Source organism: Alysiella crassa DSM 2578, from assembly GCF_000745955.1.
Classification (GTDB): domain Bacteria; phylum Pseudomonadota; class Gammaproteobacteria; order Burkholderiales; family Neisseriaceae; genus Simonsiella; species Simonsiella crassa.
Genome location: NZ_JQKH01000028.1, coordinates 1 through 22,915 on the forward strand (window position 1 = coordinate 1; position 22,915 = coordinate 22,915).

Consider the following 22,915-nt stretch of genomic DNA (forward strand, 5'->3'; position numbering starts at 1 on the left):
TTGGTGGGTCGTGAGCGATTCGAACGCTCGACCAACGGATTAAAAGTCCGATAAAGCCTATTTTAATTTTTTTTAAACTATTGATTTATAAAGTATCAAAAAAATTGTGATGTCTGTACATACCATCACATACAGCCACAAATATATCACAAACTGGCACAATTTGGGCACACAAGAAAACACACTTAAAACCGCGTTCACTCGCTTTTTTAAGTGTGTTTTTTCGTCTTAACAAAAGGAATGTGAATGAAATTAACCCATTTTCTGATGATGGGCGCAGCAATGACAACGGCTCTGCCCACGCTCGCCGCGCCCTTACCCCAAAAAACCACCGTAGGCATGACCCAACCGCGTTTCAACGACTTGGCGGCACAATGTACCAATGCTGTACACCCCAACACCTTGCAAGCAGTCGCGCGTGTGGAAAGTGGTTTTAACCCCTACGCCATTGGCGTTGTGAAAGGCAGATTACAACGTCAGCCGCGCACACTCGCCGAAGCGGTCGCCACCGCCAAATCTCTTCACGCACAAGGCAAAAATTTCAGCATGGGTTTAATGCAAGTAAACCGCTACAACTTGGCAGCCTACGGATTGAATTATGAAACCGTGTTTGAGCCATGCAAAAACATCAATGCTGGCGCAAAAATCCTGAAATCGTGCTTTGACCGAGCAGGGGGCAAAGGACAGGCAGCCTTACAAAAAGCGTTCAGTTGCTACTATTCGGGCAATTTCAAATTTGGTTTCAAGAGTGATTTTAAAGGGCAACCACCCTACGTTACCAAAATCATCATGTCGGCATTAAACAATTCGCAGAACCAAACCATACGCTTTTCAGGCAGCCTGAAAGTCAATCACACCGCGACCGATTTAAGCAAAAATCAATTAGTTGCGAGCGTACCGCCCATTCAGCAAGCCCAAAGGCAGCCTGAAACGGCGCAATATATCCCCATGCCAGCCGAATATCAGAACGCCCAAACTCCTGTTTCTGATGAAAAACCTGTGGTCGTAGCAGCCCAAAAACCACCGCCACCACCGCCCGAATGGGACGTATTCGCCTACGCGGAATACCGCGAAAAATACGGCGGTAACAAGCCTGAATGGGATATTTCGCCATAATCCAATTTCAATTTAAACGGTCTAACCGTTTGAAACCGCCCAACAGGGCAATCCGTGCCGATACGAAAGTGTCGGCTTTTTTATTTTTTAAACATAGGAAACAAAAAGATGAACAAAATCTTGAATTTCATCACAAAAAAATCCGCTCAATACACCCCTGAAATCATGGAAGCGCAAGCCAAATCCAATGCAATCATGGGCAAAACCAGCGTTCAGGCTGCCGTGCATGGCTTGGCTGTGGTGGCGATGTTGGGGGCTGCTCCGCTCGCGTCCGCCGCAGGTTTTGAAGCCGAAGCAAAAGGCATGGCAGATAAAATCTACAAAGCCATTTACGGCATTGTGGGCGTGGTTGCCTTGATTATTGTCTTGTGGCAATGCGTTGAAGGCTGGTCGGGTCGCAAGTCATGGATGGATATTTTGGTAACGTGTATTTGGGTTATCGCGGCGGCAGCTTCGGGCGCATTGGTGGCTTGGCTGTGGAGCAAAGGTCAATCAATGACATTTGGCTAATCAGGAAATCATCAGCATGAACGACATTGAAACCGAATACCCCACGTTTAACGGTTTAAATCGTCAAGCCATGATTTGGGGCGTACCACTCATTCCCTTTATGGCGTGTTTTTTCGTGCTGATGATGCTTTTCATGGTGTCAATGACTTTTCTTGGTGGAAAGTCATTGTTCATCTTATTGCTGGTTATTCCGATTTTCCTAGCATTGAGAAGCATTTCAGCCAATGACGACCAAGCCTTTAAAATTTACGGCATTGAAATCAAATGGTGGTTACGCCGACAACACGCCGAACTGTTCAACGGCGCAACCACCATTGTTTCAACCAAATATGGGAGACAAACCAGTGATTATCAGCGATTTTTTCAGCAAAATTTTCAAGAAACTGCCCGCCCAATCGGAATTTCTACCGAAAATCTGCCAACACGTTACCAATGAAATTGTCTATTTTGAAACAGGACATTATGGTTTTGTCATCAAAATGGAGGGTTTGGCGTTTGACGGTGTGGACGACAAACATTTGTTTTCCAGCTTCGTGGGTTTGAAAGATTTGTTTTCGGCAATCGGCAAAACCTTTGGTAATCGTGCCGCGATTTGGACAACTTTACGGCGCAGCAAAATTGAATTTAATCAACAATATGACTTTCAGGCTGCCTTTTGCCAACAATTTGCCGACCACTATTTACAGCGTTTCCAAACCGAAGATTATTTTGAAAACACTTTTTTCCTGACGCTCATCATCAAAAACAACAGCATGGACGCTGGGATTAAAGAATGCCAAGAGCAAATTCAAATTCTGCTCCGCGCGCTGGAAACGTACAGCCCAACCGTGCTGACCGCCTACCAAAATCAAAACGGTGTAGGCTTTTCCGAAGTGTATCAATTTTTTGGCAGCCTGATTAACGGCAACAACGAGCCTATCCCACTTTCCGCTACGAATGCCTACCAAGTTATCCCAGCGTCCGTGCTGCATTTTGGTTCAGACGTGGCAGAAATTCGCCCCGAGCAGGGAGAACGCAAATGGGCAACAATTTACGATTTGAAAGATTTTGGTGTCAGCAAACCCAAGATTTTAACCAGTATTTTGACTTTGCCTTGCGAGTTTACCTTGACGCAATCCATGATTTTCATCAACCCTTACGATATGCTCGGCAATATCAAAAAGCAAATCAATAACTTGCAATCGGTGGGCGATTTGGCAACTGAACAAGTTGAAGAGTTGGAATACGGCATGGGTGGCTTAACGGCTGGCGAATTGATGTTTGGCGATTACAGCGCGGTTTTGACCGTGTTTGGCAAAACACCGCAGGAAGCGGCGGATAATGGCGCACGAGCCTATTCCACGTTTCTCAATTCGGGGGCGTATCGTTTTGCCAAAGCTGGCGCGTCCGCACCGTCCACTTGGTACGCGCAAGTCCCCAACAGCGCGGAGCGTCCACGCTCGTTTCCCAAAACCACCGAAAATTTAGCCTGTACTTTTGGCATTCACAATTACAGTTATGGCAAAAAATACGGCAATCCATTGGGCAACGGCTCGGCGGTTATGCCCCTGCAAACGGTGTCCAAAACGCTGTTTCACTTCAATTTCCACTTTTCCAATCCCAAAGAAGACAATGTGGGCGACAAAATCGCAGGGCATACGTTGATTTTGGGCGCGACTGGTACAGGTAAAACCACTTTGCAAACTTCGCTGTTGGCGTTTGCCGAGCGGTTTCAACCGCACCTGTTCGCGCTGGATTTGGACAGGGGCATGGAGTTGTTTATCCGCGTGATTGGTGGCAATTATTTTGCGCTGGAAGCTGGGGTGCCGACTGGCTTAAATCCGTTCCAACTGCCCGACACACCGACCAACCGCGAATTTCTGTACGAATTGGTCGGCATTTGTGGACGCGATGAACACGGTAAACTGACCGCCCAAGAACGCCAAGACATTCAAAACGCGGTTAATGCTTTGTTTGAAATGGATTTTGAATACAGAAGTTTCAGCTATTTGTTACAGAGCATTCCGCACAATGCGACCAACCCCGACAGTTTGCGCGTAAGGCTGTCTGAATGGTGTCGCAGCGAAAATGGACGCTTTGCATGGGTTCTGGACAATGAGCGTAACTTATTCAATCCTGATGAATTTTGGCGCATTGGTTTTGATTTGTCGGACATTTTGAAAGACAAATACAAACCGACCGAGCCAGTTTTAGCCTATTTGTTCCATTTGCGTGAACTGATGTTGGACAAAGTGGCAGAGAAAAACGGCTTACTGGTTAATATCATTGAAGAGTTTTGGTATGCCTTGCGCTTCAAATTCACGGAAGAATTGATGTTGAAAATGCTCAAAACCGACCGTAAACGCGGTTCTTGGTTGATTTTGGTGTCGCAATCGCCCGAAGACGCGATTAAAGCCGATATTTTCCCCGCGATTGTCCAGCAAACACCGACCAAGATTTTTCTGCCCAACCCCGATGCCGAATTTACAGGCAGCTACGAGCGTTGCGGCTTGACCCTGAAAGAGTACCAAGAATTGATTAAGTTGTCGTTGGATAGCCGTACATTTTTGGTTAAACAATCCAAGCAATCCGCCTTTGCAAAACTGGATTTGTATGGTTTTAAAGACGAAATGGTTTTCCTTTCAGGCAGCAGCGATAATATTGAATTGTTGCATGAAACGATGTCGGTTTATGGCGATGACGTTCATCAATGGTATCAACCATTTATGCAAACCGTCCGCCGCATTCGGGCGGAAAAATCCCAGTCTAAATTGAATGCGCCCACGCAAGCGGTGGAAGCGTTCGCCATTTGTTGAGTTTGCCCCAGTAATGGGGCTTTTTCGTGCCGTGAAAACGGCGTTTTTTCTTTTTAACACAAGGACTTTTTATCATGAAAACACACATGAAAAAAATCGCAGTAGTGGTACTTTCAGGCTGCCTGATGTTGAGCCAACCAGTCATGGCAGGGGGGATTCCTGTTTTTGACGGTGCGGCGGTTGCCCAAGCCATTCAACAGGGCATTCAGATGAAAACCCAAATTGATAACCAAATTTCTCAATTGAAAGAGTTAGAAAGTCAAGTCAAAGCCATGAGTGGCTTCCGCGATGTCGGTAAAGTGGCTCGTAGCACATTGGACACAGCAACAGGCATTGGCAGCGAATGGTCGGAGTTGTACAGCAAAGCCAAAGTTACAGCCAACATCAAAGATGATTTGAATGGCAAAAAATATTCCCATGAAAATAATTTGATGCAGATTTTGCAGACACAAAAATTGAATATCAAATCATTGGAAGAAGCCCAGTCGCGCATGGACAAAATCATTGATTTGGGTCGCCAAGCGCAAAACACGCAAGACATCAAAGCGGCGCAGGATTTTGCCAACCGCATTGCCATTGAGCAAGGCTACATTCAAGCCATGCAAATGAAGTTGGATATGGCGGAACGTATCGCCAAGCAGCAGGAAAAAATCCATCAACAACAATATGCACAACGGCAGAAATGTTTTGCACAACAACTGGGTAAGGGCAATAATTACAAAGCCTGTATGTAATATTTAACCCTATTACAGGTAGCCTGAAAGATGGTGTAAGCTATATTTCAGGCTGCCTGAATTATGTAAAGGAAAAACAAAATGGCAGGGACATTTTGGAAAGATACCACCGATTTTCTGCTCGATGGCTTGGGAACAAATTTATTTGCCCAAAGTGCCAATTTAATCAGCAGTATTGCGCCCTTATTTTCAATGGGTTTTGGCATTTATTTCATGATAATTATTCTAAACGCTTATGGGCGCGGTTTTGACGGGAATGCCATTGATTTTGCAAAAAAAACGGTGGCTTGGTTAATTATTATTGCCTGCGCGTTTAATGCAACACAATACCAAAAAATAGCAGGTATGCTATACGAATTTCCCGAGTGGCTTGCAGGGATTATCAATGGCAATTTTGACGTGGGCGCGATTGATGTCGCATGGGACAGTATAACGCAGGCGGTTAGTCAAATTACAGAGCAAGCATCAGATTTAGGCATGACTGATTTTGCGGATAAATTAATGTTTTACATAGCAGCAGGGTTTTTAATTTGTTGTGGTATTGTCTTTTTTGGGATTGTAGTAGCATATTATTTGGTGGCAAAAATTTCATTGGCAATGGTTTTGTTAATCGGTCCACTCTTTTTAGGCATGATGTTGTTTTCATCTACTAGACAATACGCAATGAATTGGTTTAGTCAAATTTTTAATTATGCTGTAACAATTGCACTTTTTACCATTTTAATGTCTGTGCAAATGAAGATTTTTGAAAACCACATACAGAATTTAGTTACAGAGCATTGGGCAAGTAGCCTGCAAATTTTTGGTATTTTGCCTGTGTTCTTGTTGGTTACGATTTTGCTTGTTGTCGTTGCGTTCAGTATTCCATCTATTGCGTCCGCTCTGACTGGTGGCGCAGGTGCAGGGGGCTTCTCTACAATGGTCAATTTTGTACGCCAAGCATTGAATGGCGGTAAACATTCAAGCCCTTTAAGTGGTGTAGGTGTACAGAAAGCCTATGGACAGGGAAAAACAGCAATCGGAAAAGCAAGGCAATTTATGGGTTATATGGGCAACCATATTGGAAATGGGAGAAAATAGATAGTTGAAATAGTAGAAAACTGCATTCAATTTGATTATTGAATGCAGTTTTTTATCTTAAATATTTGATAAAATAGAATATAATGATTTTTCTATTTTTGAAGACAATCTTATATCTTGAATAAATCCATAAACAAAACTAATGACACACCCCCAACCAAAAAGATAGGGTGCAAACGGTTCTATCCATGTACCTTCAAATGTACCAACCATATACACTAATATCAAAATAAATAAGAACCCACTCAAGATACGAAACACGCCATATTTTGTCTCACTAAAATGATTTATAACTTTATTATTGATATAAATTTGTTCTGTATTGAGATTTTTAACCCCAACTACCACACCACCTACATTTCTTTTGTTAGATAGTTTTGATATGGTTAGTTTATGCCCTACACGTATAGGAATATCCCAGTCTGTAACTTGAAAATCCTTTTCCACACCATTTTCATCAACAAGAAAAAAACGCAAATGATTGGTTACTTGACTATTGATTTCCACCGAACCCTCCGAGCCACTACCTGAAACGTGCGTTTCGGAGCGTTGAGAAAAATCGGTTACAGTACCTGAATAAATCTCAATAAAATAATGCTTATTTTGAATGGTTTGGCTTTTCATAGTAAACACCCATTTAATTTGAAATTACTGCGTATTATACACATTTTTCTCAATAAAATCAATTAGAAAAATGATTTTTTCTCTTTTTAAACCCAGTCTTAAATCCCAACGATTTAAGGCTTTTTTCTTTGGAGTATCGCACCATGAAACACACTTTTTTCTTGATGATTGTGTCGCTCGGTTTGGCAGCGTGTAGCCACAATCCGCCCAAACCATACGGCAAATTCTTTCCGATTAACGGTCAAGAAACCGTTTACGCCGCCCCTAATTCTTTGATGAACATGAATAATCAACCATTGGAGTTAAAACATGAGTAAAACCCTAATCATCGCCGAAAAGCCCAATGTAGCAAAAGAAATCGCCGCCGCTTTGGGTGTGCCACGCAGTAAAAACTACTATGAAAACAATGAATTGATTATCAGCAACTGCATTGGGCATTTGGTGGATTTGTATGTACCTGAATTGGAAAGTAAAAATGTGCCTTTGCCGATTGTGCCACGCCCATTTCAACTGAAAGCCAAAGAAAATACCCAGCAACAATATGATTTATTGAAACATTTGTTGCACCGCTCGGACGTTTCTGTGGTTGTCAATGCTTGCGATGCGGAGCGCGAGGGCGAGAGCATTTTTTACCGCGTTTACGAGCTTTCAGGCTGCCTGAAACCTGTTAAACGTATGTGGATTACGTCCACGACCCAAGACGGCTATTTGGACGCATGGCGCAATCTGAAAGATGGCGCAGCAGTCCACCACCTGCACATGGCAGCCAAAAGCCGAGCGGAAGCCGACTGGCTCTTGGGCATTAACGGCAGCCGCGCCCTGTTTCATGCGGTCGGTCGCGTGATGACACCCACGCTGGCTATGTTCGTGGACGCTTACCAAGCCAACAAAAATTTCAAACCGCAGGATTATTGGGAAATTCACGGTGATTTCACGGTGAACGGTGGTGATTTTACCGCTAAATTATTGGATAAAAACGATAAAGTCGCCAAATTTGATGATTTTAATCAGGCAAAAGCCGCTTTGGTGAACATTCAGCAAATCCCTGATTTTATGGTAAAAGATGATTTCACGGTCAGCAAAAAATCCGCGCCGTATTTGTTCTCGGCAACCGCTTTGCAAAAACAAGCCAATAAGCAATTCAAATTTTCGGCGGATAAAACTTTGCAAATCATGCAAAATTTGTATCAGGATTACAAATGCTTAACTTATCCGCGTTCCGATTTTGACGCGCTGCCCGAAGATTTTTTACCGACCATGACCGCCACTTTGAACGGTTTGGGCGCATTACAGGAATATCAAGATATTGTTTTGAATATGAACAATCAAAACTTGATTGTGCAAAATCCGCGTGTTTTTGATAATTCGCGTATTGATTCACACTATGCCATTGTTCCAACAGGATTTATTGTGAAAAACGGTGTGGAAACGCCTTTATCGCAACTGTCTGATTGTGAATTGAAACAGATTTTGCCAGCCGATGAATACGCCATTTTCAATATGGTGGCGTTGCGGACAATGGCGGCATTTTTTCCGCCAGCCGAATACGCGGTTACAACCCGAACGGCGCAGTCGGGCGATGTGGTGTTTCAGACAACAGGCAAGGTGTTGAAAGTGTGGGGTTGGTTGTCGGTGTACGGTGGCATGGACGAAGACGAAGAAAAAGGTTTCAGGCTGCCTGAAATTCAAAATGGCGAAAGCACATCTGCCCAAACCATTGATTTAAAAGCACTCAAAACCCAAGCCCCCAAATTGCTCAATGACAGTTCCTTGCTCACAGCAATGGAAACCGCAGGGCGCAAGCTGGACGATGACGAATTGAGCGACATCATGCGCGAAACAGGCGGCTTGGGAACGGCGGCGACACGACCTCCAACCATTGCCAAACTCAAAGAAGCCAAAGGCGATAAACCGCCGTTTGTGGTGGTGGAAAAAAACCAGCTTATCCCCACCGAACGCGCCATTGCCGTGATTGAACATTTGCGGCGACATTATCCCCTGCTCGTCAATCCAATGGTTACGGCGCAATGGGAACGGAAATTGGCGCAAATGGCAAAAGGGCAATGTGAGCGCGAACAATTTATGGCGGAAATTGAGTGGGCGGTGCGCGAGTTGGTGCAGATTTTGCAAACCCACAAAATGCCCTTTGTGGATTTGAGCGGTGTAAAACAAGCCAAAACCTTTGTTTGCCCATGCTGTTCAGGCAGCCTGAACGACAAAAACAAACTTTTGGAATGCGATTGCGGTTTCAAATTGTGGAAAACCATTGCTGGTAAAACCTTGACCGATAAACAAATCCACGTCTTGATTGAAAACGGACACACGGACGAAATCAAGGGATTTGTGGGCAAATCGGGCAAGTCGTTTAACGCCAAACTGAAAATTGACCGTGAAAACAAACAAGTGAAATTTGAGTTTACTAACTGATTTTGAAAAAGGATTTTGTATGTCAAACAAAACACAAACGCAGGTTCAAAGCCACCGTACCGCCCTGAAAATGGTGGACGAAGCCAAGAAATTTCATCAGTCCGACATTGAGCGGACAAAAAAAGTGGCGAAAATTGCTTGGTATGTGGCAGGGGGGTCTATGGTTTTGACTGGCTTGGCGGTGGGCGCGGTGTTGGGCTTAACGCCGCTTAAAACCGTGCAGCCCTTTGTTATTCGGGTGGACAACAATACAGGCGCGACCGACATTGTTACCACCATGAAAAAACAGGAAAAAAGCTATGGCGAAGTCATGGACAAGTTTTGGCTGGGGCAATATGTGCGCTATCGGGAGGGTTACGATTGGCAAACCGTACAAGATACGTTTGACGCGACCAATTTGTTGAGTTCGCCACAAGAACAAGCCCAATTCAGCCAAATCTACAAAGACAATCCCAACGCCCCACACAAAATTTTGCGCGATACCGCAAAAGTGGTGGTTAAAGTGAACGCGATTGCCTTTGTGGGGAATATGGCGCAAGTTCGGTTTGAAAAAGCGGTTATTCCGCTCAATAAAAGCGATGTGCAGCCTGAACCACAACGCTACATCGCCACCATTGCCTACGAGTACAAAAACGCTGGCATGAAAGACGAAGACCGCTTAATCAATCCTTTGGGCTTCCAAGTTACCAGCTACCGCGTGGATAAGGAGCATATTCAATGAAATCTCATTTTTTGATGAAAACCACCGCCGCCACTTTAACTGTGGCGGCTTCTTTTTCGGCGGTTGCCGATGGGCGCATTCGTACCGAAGTGTACAGCGAAAACCGCGTTTATCCGATTTACGCGGAAATTGGTAAGGCGGCAATGGTGCAGCTTGAAGCAGACGAGCGCGTGAGCGATGCAAACGCTTTGGTGGGGATTGGGCATTCCGAAGCATGGACACACGCAACACGCGGTAACAATGTCATTTTCAAGCCCAAATCCGCCGACCCTGTTACCAATATGATTATCGTGTCCAATAAACGGACGTATGCCTTTGATTTGAAAATGGCTAATCCAAAAAATCCGCCCACTTACATTCTGCGCTTTGATTATCCCGACACACGCAAAGCCAAACAAGCAGAACAACGCCAAAAACAGGCAGCCTTACGCGCCAAACAAGACCAAGCACTCAAAACCTTGACCGATACAGGCGCGGTGCATGATGTGATGTCGTCCAATCAGTTGTATTTTGGGCAAGGTAGCCAAAAACTTGCACCGACCGCGATGTGGGACAACGGACGTTTTACTTACCTGAAATTCAACAATGGGCGCGATGTTCCCACCGTTTACCGCGTGGAAACAGACGGCTCGGAAACGCTGCTCAACACCCACCGCGAAAATGACACCACCGTCATTCATGAAGTGAACGAAAAAATCATGTTGCGTTTGGGTCGCGCGGTTTTGCTGATTGAAAATCGTGGTTTCAATCCACAAGGCACGTTCAACCATACAGGCACGGACGACAATCAATCCGTGCGTTTATTGAAATAAGGGGAATAAACAATGGCATTTTTCAAGAAAAAAACCACCGAAGCCACACCCGAAACCACCGAACCGAGCTTGGCGGAAAAAATCGGCGACAGCCAAATTGAGAAAGGTATGCCCGATTTGGACAATCCACAAGGCAAGTCCAATATGGGTAAAGTGGGCTTGTTTTTGGGTTTGCTGTTTGCAACTGGGCTGATTGTGGCTGGGGCGATTGTGTTTACTGGCGGCGATGAAGAAACCGCCACCAACACCAAGCCCGAAATGGACATGGTGCAAAACAACCAAAGCCACAATTTCAACCAAGACAAATCCGACATCAAAGAGCGTGAAAGTTTGGAATTGGCGGTGGCTTCGGAAGCGGTCGCCGCGTCCCAACCGCAGGAAGTCCCACCCATTCAAACGGTAGAAACCCAAGCGCAGCCACAACCCCAGTCCCAGCCTGTTCAAGAAACCCAAGTTGTTCAGGTGGAACGCGAACCCGAGCCACCGAAAGAAAAGCCCATCAATCCGCGTTTATTGGGCGATGTGCTGGTTAGTTCGGGGAGTGGTTTATCGGCGGACGGTGGCGCGGACAACTCAGGCAGCCTGAATGCGGAAAATCAAGCCGAAAACAGCCCATTTATGGCAACCGCTTCACAATCTTCACAAACTGATTTTGCTGATGATGACGAGCGCAAACCGCAAGAAAACGCCTTTGCCAACAGCCTGAAACCCACCCAAACGCCGTCTGTACGCGCCATGCAACGCGGTAAAATGGATTATGTGTTAGCCAAAGGCACAAACATTCTCTGTACATTGGACACGCAAATCATCACAACCCGAGCAGGTTTCACACGTTGTCTGATTACCCGAGACATTTACTCGGCAAACGGCAAAGTTTTGTTGCTGGAAAAAGGCTCAAAAATCATCGGCGAGCAAACCGCCGCCATGTTGCAAGGTCAGGCGCGCGTGGGGATTTTGTGGAACGAAGTTACCACGCCCAAAGGCGTTACGGTACAGCTTGCCAGTCCTGCCGCAGGGCAACTGGGCGCGGCTGGCGTGGGCGCACGAGTGAAATACCATTTTTGGCGGCGTTTTGGTGGGGCAATCATGATTAGCTTGATTGGCGACTTGGGCGACAGCTACGCCAACCGCCAAAATTCAGGGGACGGACAGCGCATTTCCTTTGAAAACTCGTCCGAAGCCGCACAGGACATGGCAACCGAAGCCCTGAAAAACAGCATCAACATTCCGCCGACCGCCTACATAAATCATGGTACGTTAATCAACATCATGGTGGCGCGTGATGTGGATTTTGGCGGCGTGTATGAAGTGGTTAATCCGTATCAATTTTAATTTAATCAATGATTTTCAGGCAGCTTGATTGTTCAGGCTGCCTGAATTTTTATTTAGGAATATGAATAAATGAACAAAATGGAAATTTTAATTAAAATTGCGATGCTTATACCGATTTTAATCATTTTTGGGTATGCGATTGATTGCTTTATCCAAGCGAGAAAGCCACAGCCAAGAAAAACCAAAAAAGACCAAGAACTGGAAGCCTATTTCCACAAATCAAATGATTTATTAAAAAAATAAAAGGAGTTTGGTATCATGCAAAATCAATCAATCCGAGCCGATGCGTCCGCTCGCAATTTGCTGGACAATCTCGGCATTACCCAATTACTGAACCAAAACGGCGTAACCGAAGTGATGATAAACCGTCCACATGAACTGTTTATTGAACGCGCAACAGGCACGGAGCGGCTGGAAATGCCCGATTTGTCGTTGGATAAATTGCGCCATTTAGCCAATATCTTAACCACATTCAACCAAAAACATTTGACCGAAAAAGACCCCATTCATTCCGTAACTTTGCCTGACGGCGAACGCGGACAAATCCTTATTCCGCCGTCTTGCGAAAATGGGACAATCGTGTTTTCGTTTCGCAAACCGTCCAACAGCCGCTTTTCCCTTGATGATTATGTCAAAACGCAGCGATTGAGCGGTTTTGCGGACGTGGCAGACATCAACGGCAGCCAATTTGCCGATGTTTCAGGCAGCCTGAAATTGACCCACGATGTGAAATTGCAAGATTGGGAATACAAATTATTGGAATACAAAGAAAATCGTGATTTAAACAGTTTCTTTAAATTGGCGGTAGAAAAGCATTTGAACATTTGCATGGTGGGCGGTACAGGTTCGGGCAAAACCACGTTTACCAAAGCCATTGCCGACCTGATAGACCCCAAAACGCGGATTATCACGATTGAAGACACGCACGAATTGGACTTACCCAAACACCCCAACCATGTGCATTTATTCTACAAAGAACACATCACGGCAAAACAGATTATTGCTGCTTGTATGCGCCTGAAACCCGACCGCATTTTCTTGACCGAGTTACGCGGCGATGAAGCATGGGATTACTTGTCGGCTCTGAATACAGGACACGCAGGAGGCTTGACTTCCGTCCATGCAAACAATGCTGAATCTGTGTTTTATCGCATTGCCCAGCTTGCCAAAGAATCCGCGACAGGTCGCACGATGGACTATGATTTTATTTTAAATACCGTCCGTTCCACCATTGATGTTGTGTGTTTTTTTAACCGAACCTACATGACGGAACTTTATTACAACCCAGTCGCCAAACTTCACGCCTTGCAAGGGCGTTAATCATCAAAAAGGAAAAACCATGTCTGAACCGAAACGCCCCATACTTCCCCTGGTTATTTTTTTGGTCGTGCTTGAACCGCTTGCTTTGGCAGGCGGTTTTTATTTGGGCGCGACCGTTTTTGTGGATTGGCTCTCGCTCAAAAAAACCGAACCCAGCCCATTTTTATTGCTGAAATATTGGCAAATGAACAGGCTGCCTGAAATCATGTTTGTGCCTTTGGTCGTTTCTACGGTGTTATCGGCTTTGTTGGGCTTTTTGCCTTTGATTGTTGTGATGTTGGCTTTGGTTTTGGGCAAACCCAAACGTGAATTGCACGGCTCGGCGCGTTTCGCAAACGATATGGAAATCCGCCAAGCTGGGCTGCTCCAAAACGCCAAAGAACGCGAAAAACAAAAAATGCCCGACATTCTGATTGGCAAACATAAAGGGCAATATTTGCGCTGGTTTGGCAATGAATTTTTTGAATTGGACGCGCCTACGCGCTCGGGTAAAGGTGTCGGCATTGTTATTCCCAACTGTCTGCATTATCGGGACAGTATGGTGGTTTACGACCCCAAATATGAAAATTTTTTGATTACAGGCGGTTTTCGGCAAAAAAATGGGCAAGAAGTTTATTTGTTCAATCCAGCAGGGGTGTTGCCGAGCAGCGAAGAGAACCCCGACCCCACTTTACAAACCATGTCGCCCCTGATGTCGCATTGTTGGAATCCATACACCTATATTCGCCGAGATTCACGCTTTACTTACAAAGACTTAATGAATATGGCGCACATTCTGCTCGCTTCGGGCAACAACGATAGCGGCAGTTCCACGTTTTTCACGGAATCTGCGCGTAAATTGTTTGTCGGATTGAGTTTGTTTCTGATTGAAACCGAACACGAGCGCGATTTAAGCGACTACCGCCAACGCACCACATTGGCAAATTTGTTCCGCCTGACTTCGCCGACCGATGGGCGACCGCTCAATGAATGGCTGAAAGATGAAATTGAAAGCCGCCCCTATTTGAGTTCGCAATGCCAAACTTTGCTGTTGGGATTTGTGAACGGTTCGCCCAAAACTGGGGCGGACATTTTGTCATCGCTGACCGCGCCGTTGGGTATGTTTCTTGACCCTGTTGTGGAAAAAGCCACGTCTTCCGATGATTTCCGTCTTGATGAATTGCGGAAAAAGCGCATGACCATTTACATCGGCATTGTGCCTACGGAAATGGGGACGTTTCGCAATTTGATGAATTTGTTTTTTAGCCAACTGATAGACGTAAATGTCCAACAAGGGTTGCCTGAAAACAATCCTGCGCTGAAATACCAATGTTTGCTGTTGATGGACGAGTTCCCAGCATTGGGCAAAATGTCGGTTATTGTGAACGCTGTGGCGTTTATCGCTGGCTACAATTTGCGTTTGCTGATTATCAATCAATCGCCATCGCAACTTGAAGACATCTACGGCAAAGAAGCCGCACGAACGCTCACAACCAATTTTGCCTGTCGGGTGCTGTACACCCCACGCGACCAAAAAGATGCCCAAGAATACAGCGAAATCATCGGTTACGAGACCTTTAAAAGCCGTTCCAGTTCGCGTTCTTCGGGTCGTGGCACGAGCCGCAGCCAAAGCATTTCCGACCAAAAACGCGCTGTGATGAACCCTGACGAGATGAAAACCATGCCCGCCAGCGATTGCATTGTTACGCTGAACAAAGTCCGTCCGATTTACGCGCAAAAAATCATTTATTGGCAAGACCCTGTTTTTACAGAGCGTTTGGACAAACAAAAATACCCAGTTCCCAAAATTCCTGAATTGGATTTGCCAATTCCAAATCAAATTCATCAAGAAAATCAAACACAAAATCAACCTGCTAATCCAGCCAATTCAATCACGCAAGATTTCAGGCAGCCTGAAAGTCCTAGCGGACAGCAAACACCGCCACCCACTACGCCATTGAGCGCAGAAGAAATGGACAGTTTTGTATGGGAAAAATGCGTGAACAAAGAAGCGGTTAGCGCAAGTGTTTTGTCTTTGATGATACGCGAAAACGTGAATGATGCGCCCGATATTCAGGCTGCCGTGCAAGGTCTGCCCGATTTGTGGCTGTTGGACAAAATGCCCGAAACCGCAGCTTTATTAGCGGAAAACTCAATAGAAACAACGGAGAATGAAACATGAGCGATTATGACAACATTCAAAACGCCCTGAACCACATTGACCCACAAGACCGCGAGACATGGTTTCGCATGGGCGCGGCGATTAAAGATGAATTGGGCGAAAACGGCTTTGAAATGTGGGACAACTGGTCGCGCCAAGCCGACAATTACAAGCAAACGGACGCGCAGTCGGTGTGGAAATCCATTAAAACAGGACACATTCACATTGCGACTTTGTTTAAAGTGGCGCGTGAAAACGGCTACCGCCCTGAACGCCCTTACACCCCACCCAGCCCCGAAACGCTCGCCCAGCGCGCCCAAATCGCCCAAGAAAAACAACGTGCCGAAGCAGAACGCATTACCCAAGCCCACGCCAAAGCGGAAAAAACCGCCTACGGCATTTGGCAAAATGCCAGTCCTGCTGACCCCAAACACGCTTACGCCCAAAACAAAGGCTTGGGATTGAGCGAAGCCGCCATGAGTGTGCTGCGCCAAAACGAATACAACGGTAAAAAACAGTTGATTATCCCCTTGTATTCAGATAAAAAATTGGTAAACGTGCAAACCATTGATGAAGACGGCAACAAAAAATTCCTGAATGGCGGTCAAAAACAAGGCGCGTACACGATTATTGGCGATTTTAAACAAAATCAACAAGGCATTATTTTGGCGGAGGGTTTTGCGACCGCCGCCAGCGTTCATGAAGCGACTGGCAAGCCTGTTGTGGTGGCGTTTGACGCTGGTAATTTGAAAGCGGTTTCGGAAAAGCTGTTGAACGTGCTGCCCGAAAATGTGCCTGTTTATTTTGCTGCCGACAACGACCCCAGCCAAACGGGTTTGCATAAAGCCCAAGCCGCCGCCGAAGTGTGGGGCGAACGCGCTCAAATTTTGCTGCCTGAATTTAGCGATAAACAAATCGCTGAATTTCAAGAAAAATTTGGCGAAAACAAAATCCCCACCGATTTCAACGATTTGCACAAATTGGCAGGAATTGACGCGGTGCGTGAACGTTTTGATGGCTTGGCAATGGCGCAAGAATCTGAAATTGAAGCGGACACGGATTTCAGGCAGCCTGAAATGGAACACGTCAAGCCCGAATTATCGCGTGAAGAATTGTTGAAAAACAATTATTGGCGCGTGGCAAATGGCTACGACCCTTTGCCTGAATACGAACGCAAAACCGAGCCACAAACTGAATTACCCAACGAAACCAATCAAGCAGCCACATCAGAAAAAGATGTGGCTGTTTCCATTTCTGAAAAGGAAAACAGCATGGAAAACCAAAAATCTTATTCACACGACAATCCCTATGCAGAATGGGCAGCCCACGATGATGAAGTACGCCAAAACGCAGATGATTGGGAAGCTCGCCAACCATTAACAGATAGCCGATTGGCTGACTTCAATTCAATGGCAAAACAACAGGGATTTACTACACACATTGAATCACAACATGGCGGTTTAGGGACTTTTCAAGCAGATAAATATCTTGAAAATTCAGATTATCATGTTGAAATTTTAGGGCAATTTAAAAATCATGGCAGCCAAGCCATTTATGAAGCGGCGCGTGATTTTACGGTTTCTTTTCATGAAAAGGGAGAAATCGTGGATTATTTATACACCAATGATTTGAATACCGCATTACAACAGTCTAATGAATGGCTTAAAAATCATGAATTACAACAGGGACAACACGTTGTATCTGAACAATTATTCAGCCAATCTGAAAACGAGCGCACCCCCGATTTCTACGATTACAATTTTGAAGATTTGCCCAAAGAGCGTCCGCAAGTCGCACAAAATCAGCAAGAAGCCCAAACACCTGAACCCGAAACCACCCCTGCCGATTTCAGGCAGCCTGAACCCGAGACAGCCACATCAGAAAATGATGTGGCTGTTTCCGTTTCAGAAACCAATCAAGCTGAACAAGAAACACCCAGCGAAAAAATCGGGCAGCCTGAACGCCCCAACCTTGAACCTGATGAACCCGAACAGGAAATGCACAATACCATTGAATACGAAGCGTTCCAGCGTGAAATTGACCCTGCTGAACCCGAAAAAACCGAATTCAGGCAGCCTGAAAATCCCAGCGTAGCGCAAACACCGCCCACGACCGAGCTTGAAACAGAAGAATCCAAGCAAGAAAAAAACGAACCTGAACGCCCTGCCCCCGAGCAGGAAAAATCCCAAGCCAATACAGGTTTGGATTACACAATCCCAGCCCATTTGCAAAGTCGCATGATTGCCGTAGATGCCCAGCGTTTCCGCGTTGCCAACTACGAAATGGGCGCACATTTGCTGCGTTACACCGCGCCCGATAATCCCCAAACCGTGTTGTTTGAAGACAAGGGTAAAACCATTCAAACCGCCCGAGACGACAAACAAACCATTCAGGATATGTTAGACGTAGCAAAAGCCAAAGGTTGGGACAGTATCAAAATTTCAGGCAGCCAAGAATTTAAGCAGCAGATGTGGTTAGAAGCCGAAAGTCGCGGCATTGCCACCAAAGGCTACAAACCCAGCCCCGAAGATTTAGCCATTTTGGAACGCCGCCGCGAAGAACGCGCCACCAACAGCATTGCCGAAGCCGAAAAGCTGAAACAGCAATCCGCAACCCCTGAACGCCCCGAAAGCACCATGAAAACCATTCCTACCGAAGCAGTTAAAGCGGCGGACACGGTCAAAGCCCATGCCGCGCAAGCGCAACAGACCAATACCCCCAAACCCAGCGACACCGCCAAAGCGCAATACGAAAGCAAATTGGCAACCTTGCCGACCGAACAGCAGCACAAAGCACGTTTTTACGAGCGGCAAGCATTGGCAGCCATGCGCCATATGCCAGCCGAATTTCACGAAAAAACGCGCCAAGCCATTTACGAGAACCAAACGGATTTAATCCGCAATGGCAAATACCACGCGCCCGACCCTGCCAAAACGCAAGATAGGCAGCCTGAAAAAGCGCAAGAAAAAGCCCACGAGCGCGTGCCCAGCCGTGATGATTGGGAAATGGAACGCTGATTTGATTTGTTGATTTTTGAAACCAAAAGCCCTGTTTAGCCAAATGGTTAAGCAGGGTTTTGTTTTTGGGAGAATACCATGACCGTAATTAAACTCAAAGAAAGTAACCCGATTGAAGCACATATCGCCCAGTTGAAAATTTGGCAACGTGATTGCAAAAAATTTCAGCAAACCGCGCTCTACGACTTATTGAGTGAAACCATTGTTTTAATGAAAAAATTGCACAAAGAAAAACCCAACACCCCCACCGAAAAATTTACCCACACCGCCGCCGATTTAGCCTTTTCGGACTACATCAGGGCAAGGGCAAATTATTGTTGTGAACGTTGTGGTAAGCAATATCCCAAAAAATCAAAAGGTTTGCAATGTTCCCACCATTTTTCAAGGCGTTTTTACAGCATTCGCTACCACCCCGACAATGCGGCTGCACTCTGCCACCATTGTCATAATTATTGGTTTAGCAAGGATATTTTGGAAAGTGCTGCGTGGTTACATGAGCGATTGAACCAAAGCCAAATTGATGAGCTTATTCGCCTGAAAAACCTGCCAAATGCAACCCAAAAACTATCCGCCAGCCAACAAGATGAGATTGCCGAATACTACCGTAATCTATTGAAAGATTTGGAAAATGAAAGTCAATCAATTTAGTGGCGACTTGGCTTTACCACGTCAATTTTATTGCCAAAATTGCGGTGTGGGTGTGGTCGTTACCGAAACCAGCGACCGTCGCTTTCGCTATTGCTGCCAACGCTGTGAAAAACAGTATTGGCGGCGCACTTCAAAACGCAATAGTCGGAGAAAAAAGTGAAAAATTCATCAAAGAAAATAGATGTTTACGGCTTAACAACTGATGAAATTCAGCAGTTGCGGCAAATCGCCAAAGAACGCTACGGTAAAGCCAGCGTTTCTCTGCTCGCCAAAAAATTGTTGCAAGCGCAAATCAGGCAGCCTGAAATAATAAATACACATGAAGAACAATTATTTGAGCGTTTAACCTTGCGATTACCGCCCAAGCAACAGGTTTATTTGACTCAAAAAGCCAAAGAACAACATAGCACCCTAAACGAAGTAGCCCGAGACATCATCGCCGAATACATTACTAAAAACCCTGTTTTAGGCAATGACGCGGTTCAAGCTCTGTTTCAATACAATTACCAGCTTTTACGGATTGGGCGAAATATCAATCAGATAGCAAGACAATTTAATGAAATGTCGCCCCAATCACTTACCACCAAACAGCTTAATGAACTTGTGGAATATTTGGACTATCACACGGATATTGTTCATAGGGTGCTGGAAAAGCAAGAAAAACCGCTTAAATTTAGTGAAAGTTGGAGATTGATGTATGCAGCATCTAAACAGGCAGATTGATGATTGGTTTATCGGCTACAAAACCCATGCCGTGAAGCCCAAGCGCAGTTCTTTGGCTGGTGGCAGTCCAAACCGCAGCCCCAAGCCATTTGCCAAAACAGGCTTGAAATCGGGTACAGGTTTGAAAAATTTACAGGCAGCCGCCGCCAAAAAGCCCGAAGTTATGGTTAAAATCGCCAAGCGCGTGAGCAAAAATTCCAAAGGAATTAACGGTGTACAAAACCACATGAAATACATTTCGCGCAATGGCAAATTGCCACTTGAAACCAATCATGGCGACAAAGTTCAAGGTAATCCAGCCATTCAATCCCTGATGAACCATTGGCAGAAATCAGGCATTCCCCAAAATTCCGATAAACGCGAAGCGATTAACATTGTGCTGTCCATGCCAGCAGGTACGCCACCGCAAGCCGTACTGAATGCGGCTCGTCAATTTGCGGCTGAACAGTTTGAAAAACATGAATATGCCTTTGCCTTACATCACGAAAGCGAGCGAGACGGCGAGCCACCCCACCCACACGTCCACTTGTGTGTCATGGTTCGTGATGAAGACGGTATCCGCTTAAATCCACGCAAAAATGATTTGTTTGAATGGCGTGTCCGCTTTGCTGAAAAAATGCGTGAACAAGGTGTAGAATGCACCGCCACGCGGCGACAACATCGCGGTCAGAGCATTAAGGGGCAGAAAGCCGACATTCGCCAAATTATCATTCGCACCATGCAGGAAGAAAAACAGGGTAAGCAGCCTGAAAACATCAAGCGTAGCCACATTGCCCAAGCCAATGTTGAAGCGATTTTAGAAGCCCTGAAAGCGCAACAGCGACCGCAACACCCTTTTCAGGAAAAAGCCCAGCAAGCCAAAGACCACATTACCGAGCAGTACAGCTTGATTTCAAGGGAATTGTACAAATTGGGGTACAAAACCGAAGCCAAAATCATGAAAGATTTTGCCAACGAAGTTTCAGGAAAAAGTTTGGACACCCAAGCCCAACAAATCTACGACCGCCACGCGCATTCTCTCCAACAATCTCAAACCCAAACCAACGAGCCGAAAGCCGAGCCGAAAAATCCCAGTTGTGATAATTGGGAAATGGAACGCTGACGCGCTGCCCTACTTTCTTTCTGATACCAAAGGCATTCCGAAGTCCACTATGGGCTTCGGAGTGCCTTTTTTTGTGCCTGATGACCCAGCCCCACAAGGGGCGTTTCCGCGAAAGCGGAATGTAAAACATCGCATTTAGCGGTGTTTTTGGCACGTTGTGCCTATCCTGCGTTCTAAATTTTTAAGGTTTTTAAATAAAGAAAAATCAGCCCACCCCGTCTATTTAGTACAAATTTAGCCATTTTTGGTAGTAATTTGGTAATATTTTGGTAAATTAAGATACATAATTTTCATCAAAAGGAAATTAAAAATCCAATTATGGTAAAAATGAAACAGTAAATTAGGGGAAAAAATCCTTTCTTGATAAAATAAATTCCTAATTTGGAAATAATATGGTACGATTTAGGGAAGTAATTTAGGAATTTTGCTTATGAGTGATTTAGATGATTTTATGGCAGAGAACACGCCGACTTTCCGCTCAAAATTACAGCCGTATTTGAGTGATATTCAAATTTTATGGCAACACGGCTATTCCGAGCCTGATATTCTGCGTTATTTGTCCGAGAAAAAAATGCTCGTGGTTACACGAAAAACGCTACACGCTTTTATCGTGAAAAACATTCAGCCCAAAACACCGACACCCCAAACGGTTGTTGAACCGCCCAAGCCGATTATTCATCAAAAGGAAAAAGCGGTTTCTCCACCTAATGCACCTGCTCCCAAAAATACACCCAACACACAAAACAGCGAAGTATCCACCGAGCAGGAAAAGCCCACACCTACGGATAAGCCCAAACTGAAAAAAGGCATCAAAAAATTTGACTGGAAAAACGCCACTTCGGACGGTTTAGCTTAAGAAAGGAAAAATCATGAGTGCTGTTTTAAATTTGATTTTGTCTGATGAAATCAATCAAAAATTAGAAAAATTGGTTTCTATTAAGGGGCAAAACAAATCAGAATATGTTACAGAATTGTTAATTAACCACGTTCATAGCCAAAATACTGATGAACCATTTAATTTTGATTTAGAACGCATGAAATCACGGGTTGAAGATGATTTCGTGGCTGTTCCTAAATTTGAAAATAGAGATGATTTAATCAAGTGGTTGGAGCAGTAAATGAACGTAGAATTAGGAAAACGCTTTCAACAAGAGTTAAAAAACTACCCTACCGCCGACAAAATCAAAATTGCTGATTTTATCCTGCATATTCAAAAGCATGGCTTTACTGGTTTAGCTGGCAGAAATAAACCATCTCACGAAGTCCCAAAAGATGACCCCAAGTGGCTAGAAAAAGTCCAATATGCCCAGCAACATAGACTTTGGCATTACCACATCGGCATTCCTGAATATGATGTGAATAAACCATTTGGCGAGCAGACATCAAAATATGTGTTGCACTATATGAAATGGGATAATGCCATTAGAATTGTGGATTTTTCAGAACACCCACCGTTTTCATTACCAACTGAATTATATTTGGAATAATTTAAATAGCCTATTTCCATTGTGGGAATAGGCTATTTTTGTTGTTTCAAGCTATCTGAAACCTTTCATCAGAAAAAGAAACCAGCCGCCCCAAATATTTGCACCATTCCCCTAAAATTTTTTCTCTGAAAAATAGATGTAACCACTATGTAACCACCTTGTAACCAACTAAATTATTAAGTATTTTTCAGTAAAAATAATACTGTAACCATTGTAACCACCATAACCACCTGAATTTATATATCATGTGAGTTAGTACAGCCTAGTTTTTATTCTGATAAATTTTTGTGGTTACGGTGGTTACAATGGTTACAAATATATAATTGT

At 44.9% G+C, this 22,915-nt stretch carries 23 protein-coding genes; 22 read left to right on the forward strand and 1 reads right to left on the reverse strand.

All coding sequences use genetic code 11. The features are described from left to right. Positions 1-246 precede the first annotated feature (246 nt). The 6 genes from Q338_RS05595 (at position 247) to Q338_RS05615 (ending at position 6,235) form a co-directional block, all read left to right on the forward strand. Positions 247-1,116, forward strand: coding sequence for a lytic transglycosylase domain-containing protein (locus tag Q338_RS05595; RefSeq protein ID WP_034292895.1), 870 nt, complete (start codon positions 247-249; stop codon positions 1,114-1,116). A 108-nt stretch (positions 1,117-1,224) separates the two neighbouring features. Beyond that, positions 1,225-1,626, forward strand: a complete 402-nt coding sequence (locus Q338_RS05600) for a TrbC/VirB2 family protein (RefSeq protein ID WP_034292897.1) — start codon at positions 1,225-1,227, stop codon at positions 1,624-1,626. A 16-nt stretch (positions 1,627-1,642) separates the two neighbouring features. Beyond that, on the forward strand, positions 1,643-2,062 hold the full coding sequence (locus tag Q338_RS14045; protein ID WP_084693543.1) for a type IV secretion system protein VirB3: 420 nt from the start codon (positions 1,643-1,645) through the stop codon (positions 2,060-2,062). After that, the gene (locus tag Q338_RS05605) at positions 1,956-4,421 is read left to right on the forward strand and encodes a VirB4 family type IV secretion/conjugal transfer ATPase (protein ID WP_245946709.1); all 2,466 of its coding nucleotides are present in this window, start codon (positions 1,956-1,958) and stop codon (positions 4,419-4,421) included. The genes Q338_RS14045 and Q338_RS05605 overlap by 107 nt, the downstream gene beginning before the upstream one ends. A 74-nt stretch (positions 4,422-4,495) precedes the next feature. Beyond that, complete coding sequence (locus tag Q338_RS05610; RefSeq protein WP_034292899.1) at positions 4,496-5,155, forward strand: type IV secretion system protein; 660 nt, start codon at positions 4,496-4,498, stop codon at positions 5,153-5,155. Between the two features lie 81 nt (positions 5,156-5,236). Beyond that, positions 5,237-6,235 (forward strand): type IV secretion system protein, encoded by a 999-nt coding sequence (locus Q338_RS05615; protein WP_051968509.1) that lies wholly within the window; start codon positions 5,237-5,239, stop codon positions 6,233-6,235. 57 nt (positions 6,236-6,292) lie between these two features. Here the strand turns inward: Q338_RS05615 and Q338_RS05620 are convergent, their stop codons facing one another. Continuing rightward, entirely contained in the window at positions 6,293-6,859 is a 567-nt protein-coding gene (locus tag Q338_RS05620; protein WP_034292901.1) for a hypothetical protein, read from the reverse strand. A 143-nt stretch (positions 6,860-7,002) separates the two neighbouring features. Between Q338_RS05620 and Q338_RS14790 the strand changes: the two genes are divergently transcribed. The 16 genes from Q338_RS14790 to Q338_RS05690 all read left to right on the forward strand — a co-directional run bounded on the left by Q338_RS14790 (position 7,003) and on the right by Q338_RS05690 (position 22,588). Further along, complete coding sequence (locus Q338_RS14790) at positions 7,003-7,176, forward strand: putative periplasmic lipoprotein (protein WP_169815848.1); 174 nt, start codon at positions 7,003-7,005, stop codon at positions 7,174-7,176. After that, on the forward strand, positions 7,169-9,286 hold the full coding sequence (locus Q338_RS05625; protein WP_034292903.1) for a DNA topoisomerase: 2,118 nt from the start codon (positions 7,169-7,171) through the stop codon (positions 9,284-9,286). The genes Q338_RS14790 and Q338_RS05625 overlap by 8 nt, the downstream gene beginning before the upstream one ends. Positions 9,287-9,305: 19 nt before the next feature. Beyond that, positions 9,306-10,007, forward strand: coding sequence for a virB8 family protein (locus Q338_RS05630; RefSeq protein ID WP_034292905.1), 702 nt, complete (start codon positions 9,306-9,308; stop codon positions 10,005-10,007). After that, positions 10,004-10,819 carry a TrbG/VirB9 family P-type conjugative transfer protein gene (locus Q338_RS05635; RefSeq protein ID WP_034292907.1) on the forward strand — a complete coding sequence of 272 codons (816 nt, stop codon included), beginning with the start codon at positions 10,004-10,006 and terminating at the stop codon, positions 10,817-10,819. Before Q338_RS05630 ends, Q338_RS05635 begins: the two co-directional genes overlap by 4 nt. Before the next feature lie 12 nt (positions 10,820-10,831). Beyond that, the gene (gene virB10, locus Q338_RS05640) at positions 10,832-12,151 is read left to right on the forward strand and encodes a type IV secretion system protein VirB10 (RefSeq protein WP_034292909.1); all 1,320 of its coding nucleotides are present in this window, start codon (positions 10,832-10,834) and stop codon (positions 12,149-12,151) included. A gap of 69 nt (positions 12,152-12,220) precedes the next feature. After that, positions 12,221-12,394, forward strand: a complete 174-nt coding sequence (locus Q338_RS14410; protein ID WP_156961041.1) for a hypothetical protein — start codon at positions 12,221-12,223, stop codon at positions 12,392-12,394. A 15-nt stretch (positions 12,395-12,409) separates the two neighbouring features. After that, a complete protein-coding gene (gene virB11 / locus Q338_RS05645) occupies positions 12,410-13,471 on the forward strand; it encodes a P-type DNA transfer ATPase VirB11 (protein ID WP_034292912.1) in 1,062 nt (353 codons plus the stop codon). Positions 13,472-13,490: 19 nt separating this feature from the next. Then, positions 13,491-15,632, forward strand: coding sequence for a type IV secretory system conjugative DNA transfer family protein (locus Q338_RS05650; protein WP_051968510.1), 2,142 nt, complete (start codon positions 13,491-13,493; stop codon positions 15,630-15,632). Next, the gene (locus tag Q338_RS05655) at positions 15,629-18,628 is read left to right on the forward strand and encodes an LPD7 domain-containing protein (protein WP_034292914.1); all 3,000 of its coding nucleotides are present in this window, start codon (positions 15,629-15,631) and stop codon (positions 18,626-18,628) included. Before Q338_RS05650 ends, Q338_RS05655 begins: the two co-directional genes overlap by 4 nt. A gap of 78 nt (positions 18,629-18,706) precedes the next feature. Continuing rightward, the gene (locus Q338_RS05660; RefSeq protein WP_034292916.1) at positions 18,707-19,276 is read left to right on the forward strand and encodes an HNH endonuclease; all 570 of its coding nucleotides are present in this window, start codon (positions 18,707-18,709) and stop codon (positions 19,274-19,276) included. Then, on the forward strand, positions 19,257-19,436 hold the full coding sequence (locus Q338_RS05665) for a hypothetical protein (RefSeq protein ID WP_034292918.1): 180 nt from the start codon (positions 19,257-19,259) through the stop codon (positions 19,434-19,436). Before Q338_RS05660 ends, Q338_RS05665 begins: the two co-directional genes overlap by 20 nt. Beyond that, the gene (gene mobC, locus Q338_RS05670) at positions 19,433-19,999 is read left to right on the forward strand and encodes a plasmid mobilization relaxosome protein MobC (protein ID WP_034292920.1); all 567 of its coding nucleotides are present in this window, start codon (positions 19,433-19,435) and stop codon (positions 19,997-19,999) included. The genes Q338_RS05665 and mobC overlap by 4 nt, the downstream gene beginning before the upstream one ends. Beyond that, complete coding sequence (locus tag Q338_RS05675; RefSeq protein ID WP_034292922.1) at positions 19,974-21,101, forward strand: relaxase family protein; 1,128 nt, start codon at positions 19,974-19,976, stop codon at positions 21,099-21,101. The genes mobC and Q338_RS05675 overlap by 26 nt, the downstream gene beginning before the upstream one ends. 430 nt (positions 21,102-21,531) lie before the next feature. Then, positions 21,532-21,957 (forward strand): hypothetical protein, encoded by a 426-nt coding sequence (locus tag Q338_RS05680; protein WP_034292924.1) that lies wholly within the window; start codon positions 21,532-21,534, stop codon positions 21,955-21,957. Between the two features lie 13 nt (positions 21,958-21,970). Continuing rightward, the gene (locus Q338_RS05685; RefSeq protein ID WP_034292926.1) at positions 21,971-22,219 is read left to right on the forward strand and encodes a hypothetical protein; all 249 of its coding nucleotides are present in this window, start codon (positions 21,971-21,973) and stop codon (positions 22,217-22,219) included. Next, positions 22,220-22,588, forward strand: coding sequence for a hypothetical protein (locus Q338_RS05690; RefSeq protein WP_034292928.1), 369 nt, complete (start codon positions 22,220-22,222; stop codon positions 22,586-22,588). It abuts the gene before it with no gap. The last annotated feature ends 327 nt before the right edge of the window (positions 22,589-22,915 follow it).

Coding starts and splice junctions, on each gene's coding strand:
- Q338_RS05690 (WP_034292928.1), top strand. CDS start 22,220: ATGAACGTAGAATTAGGAAAACGCTTTCAACAAGAGTTAAAAAACTAC.
- Q338_RS05655 (WP_034292914.1), top strand. CDS start 15,629: ATGAGCGATTATGACAACATTCAAAACGCCCTGAACCACATTGACCCA.
- Q338_RS05660 (WP_034292916.1), top strand. CDS start 18,707: ATGACCGTAATTAAACTCAAAGAAAGTAACCCGATTGAAGCACATATC.
- Q338_RS05605 (WP_245946709.1), top strand. CDS start 1,956: ATGGGAGACAAACCAGTGATTATCAGCGATTTTTTCAGCAAAATTTTC.
- Q338_RS05615 (WP_051968509.1), top strand. CDS start 5,237: ATGGCAGGGACATTTTGGAAAGATACCACCGATTTTCTGCTCGATGGC.
- virB10 (WP_034292909.1), top strand. CDS start 10,832: ATGGCATTTTTCAAGAAAAAAACCACCGAAGCCACACCCGAAACCACC.
- Q338_RS05635 (WP_034292907.1), top strand. CDS start 10,004: ATGAAATCTCATTTTTTGATGAAAACCACCGCCGCCACTTTAACTGTG.
- Q338_RS05610 (WP_034292899.1), top strand. CDS start 4,496: ATGAAAACACACATGAAAAAAATCGCAGTAGTGGTACTTTCAGGCTGC.
- Q338_RS05630 (WP_034292905.1), top strand. CDS start 9,306: ATGTCAAACAAAACACAAACGCAGGTTCAAAGCCACCGTACCGCCCTG.
- Q338_RS14790 (WP_169815848.1), top strand. CDS start 7,003: ATGAAACACACTTTTTTCTTGATGATTGTGTCGCTCGGTTTGGCAGCG.
- Q338_RS05685 (WP_034292926.1), top strand. CDS start 21,971: ATGAGTGCTGTTTTAAATTTGATTTTGTCTGATGAAATCAATCAAAAA.
- Q338_RS05650 (WP_051968510.1), top strand. CDS start 13,491: ATGTCTGAACCGAAACGCCCCATACTTCCCCTGGTTATTTTTTTGGTC.
- Q338_RS05625 (WP_034292903.1), top strand. CDS start 7,169: ATGAGTAAAACCCTAATCATCGCCGAAAAGCCCAATGTAGCAAAAGAA.
- Q338_RS05600 (WP_034292897.1), top strand. CDS start 1,225: ATGAACAAAATCTTGAATTTCATCACAAAAAAATCCGCTCAATACACC.
- Q338_RS05620 (WP_034292901.1), bottom strand. CDS start 6,859: ATGAAAAGCCAAACCATTCAAAATAAGCATTATTTTATTGAGATTTAT.
- virB11 (WP_034292912.1), top strand. CDS start 12,410: ATGCAAAATCAATCAATCCGAGCCGATGCGTCCGCTCGCAATTTGCTG.
- Q338_RS05595 (WP_034292895.1), top strand. CDS start 247: ATGAAATTAACCCATTTTCTGATGATGGGCGCAGCAATGACAACGGCT.
- Q338_RS05665 (WP_034292918.1), top strand. CDS start 19,257: ATGAAAGTCAATCAATTTAGTGGCGACTTGGCTTTACCACGTCAATTT.
- Q338_RS05680 (WP_034292924.1), top strand. CDS start 21,532: ATGAGTGATTTAGATGATTTTATGGCAGAGAACACGCCGACTTTCCGC.
- Q338_RS14045 (WP_084693543.1), top strand. CDS start 1,643: ATGAACGACATTGAAACCGAATACCCCACGTTTAACGGTTTAAATCGT.
- Q338_RS05675 (WP_034292922.1), top strand. CDS start 19,974: ATGCAGCATCTAAACAGGCAGATTGATGATTGGTTTATCGGCTACAAA.
- Q338_RS14410 (WP_156961041.1), top strand. CDS start 12,221: ATGAACAAAATGGAAATTTTAATTAAAATTGCGATGCTTATACCGATT.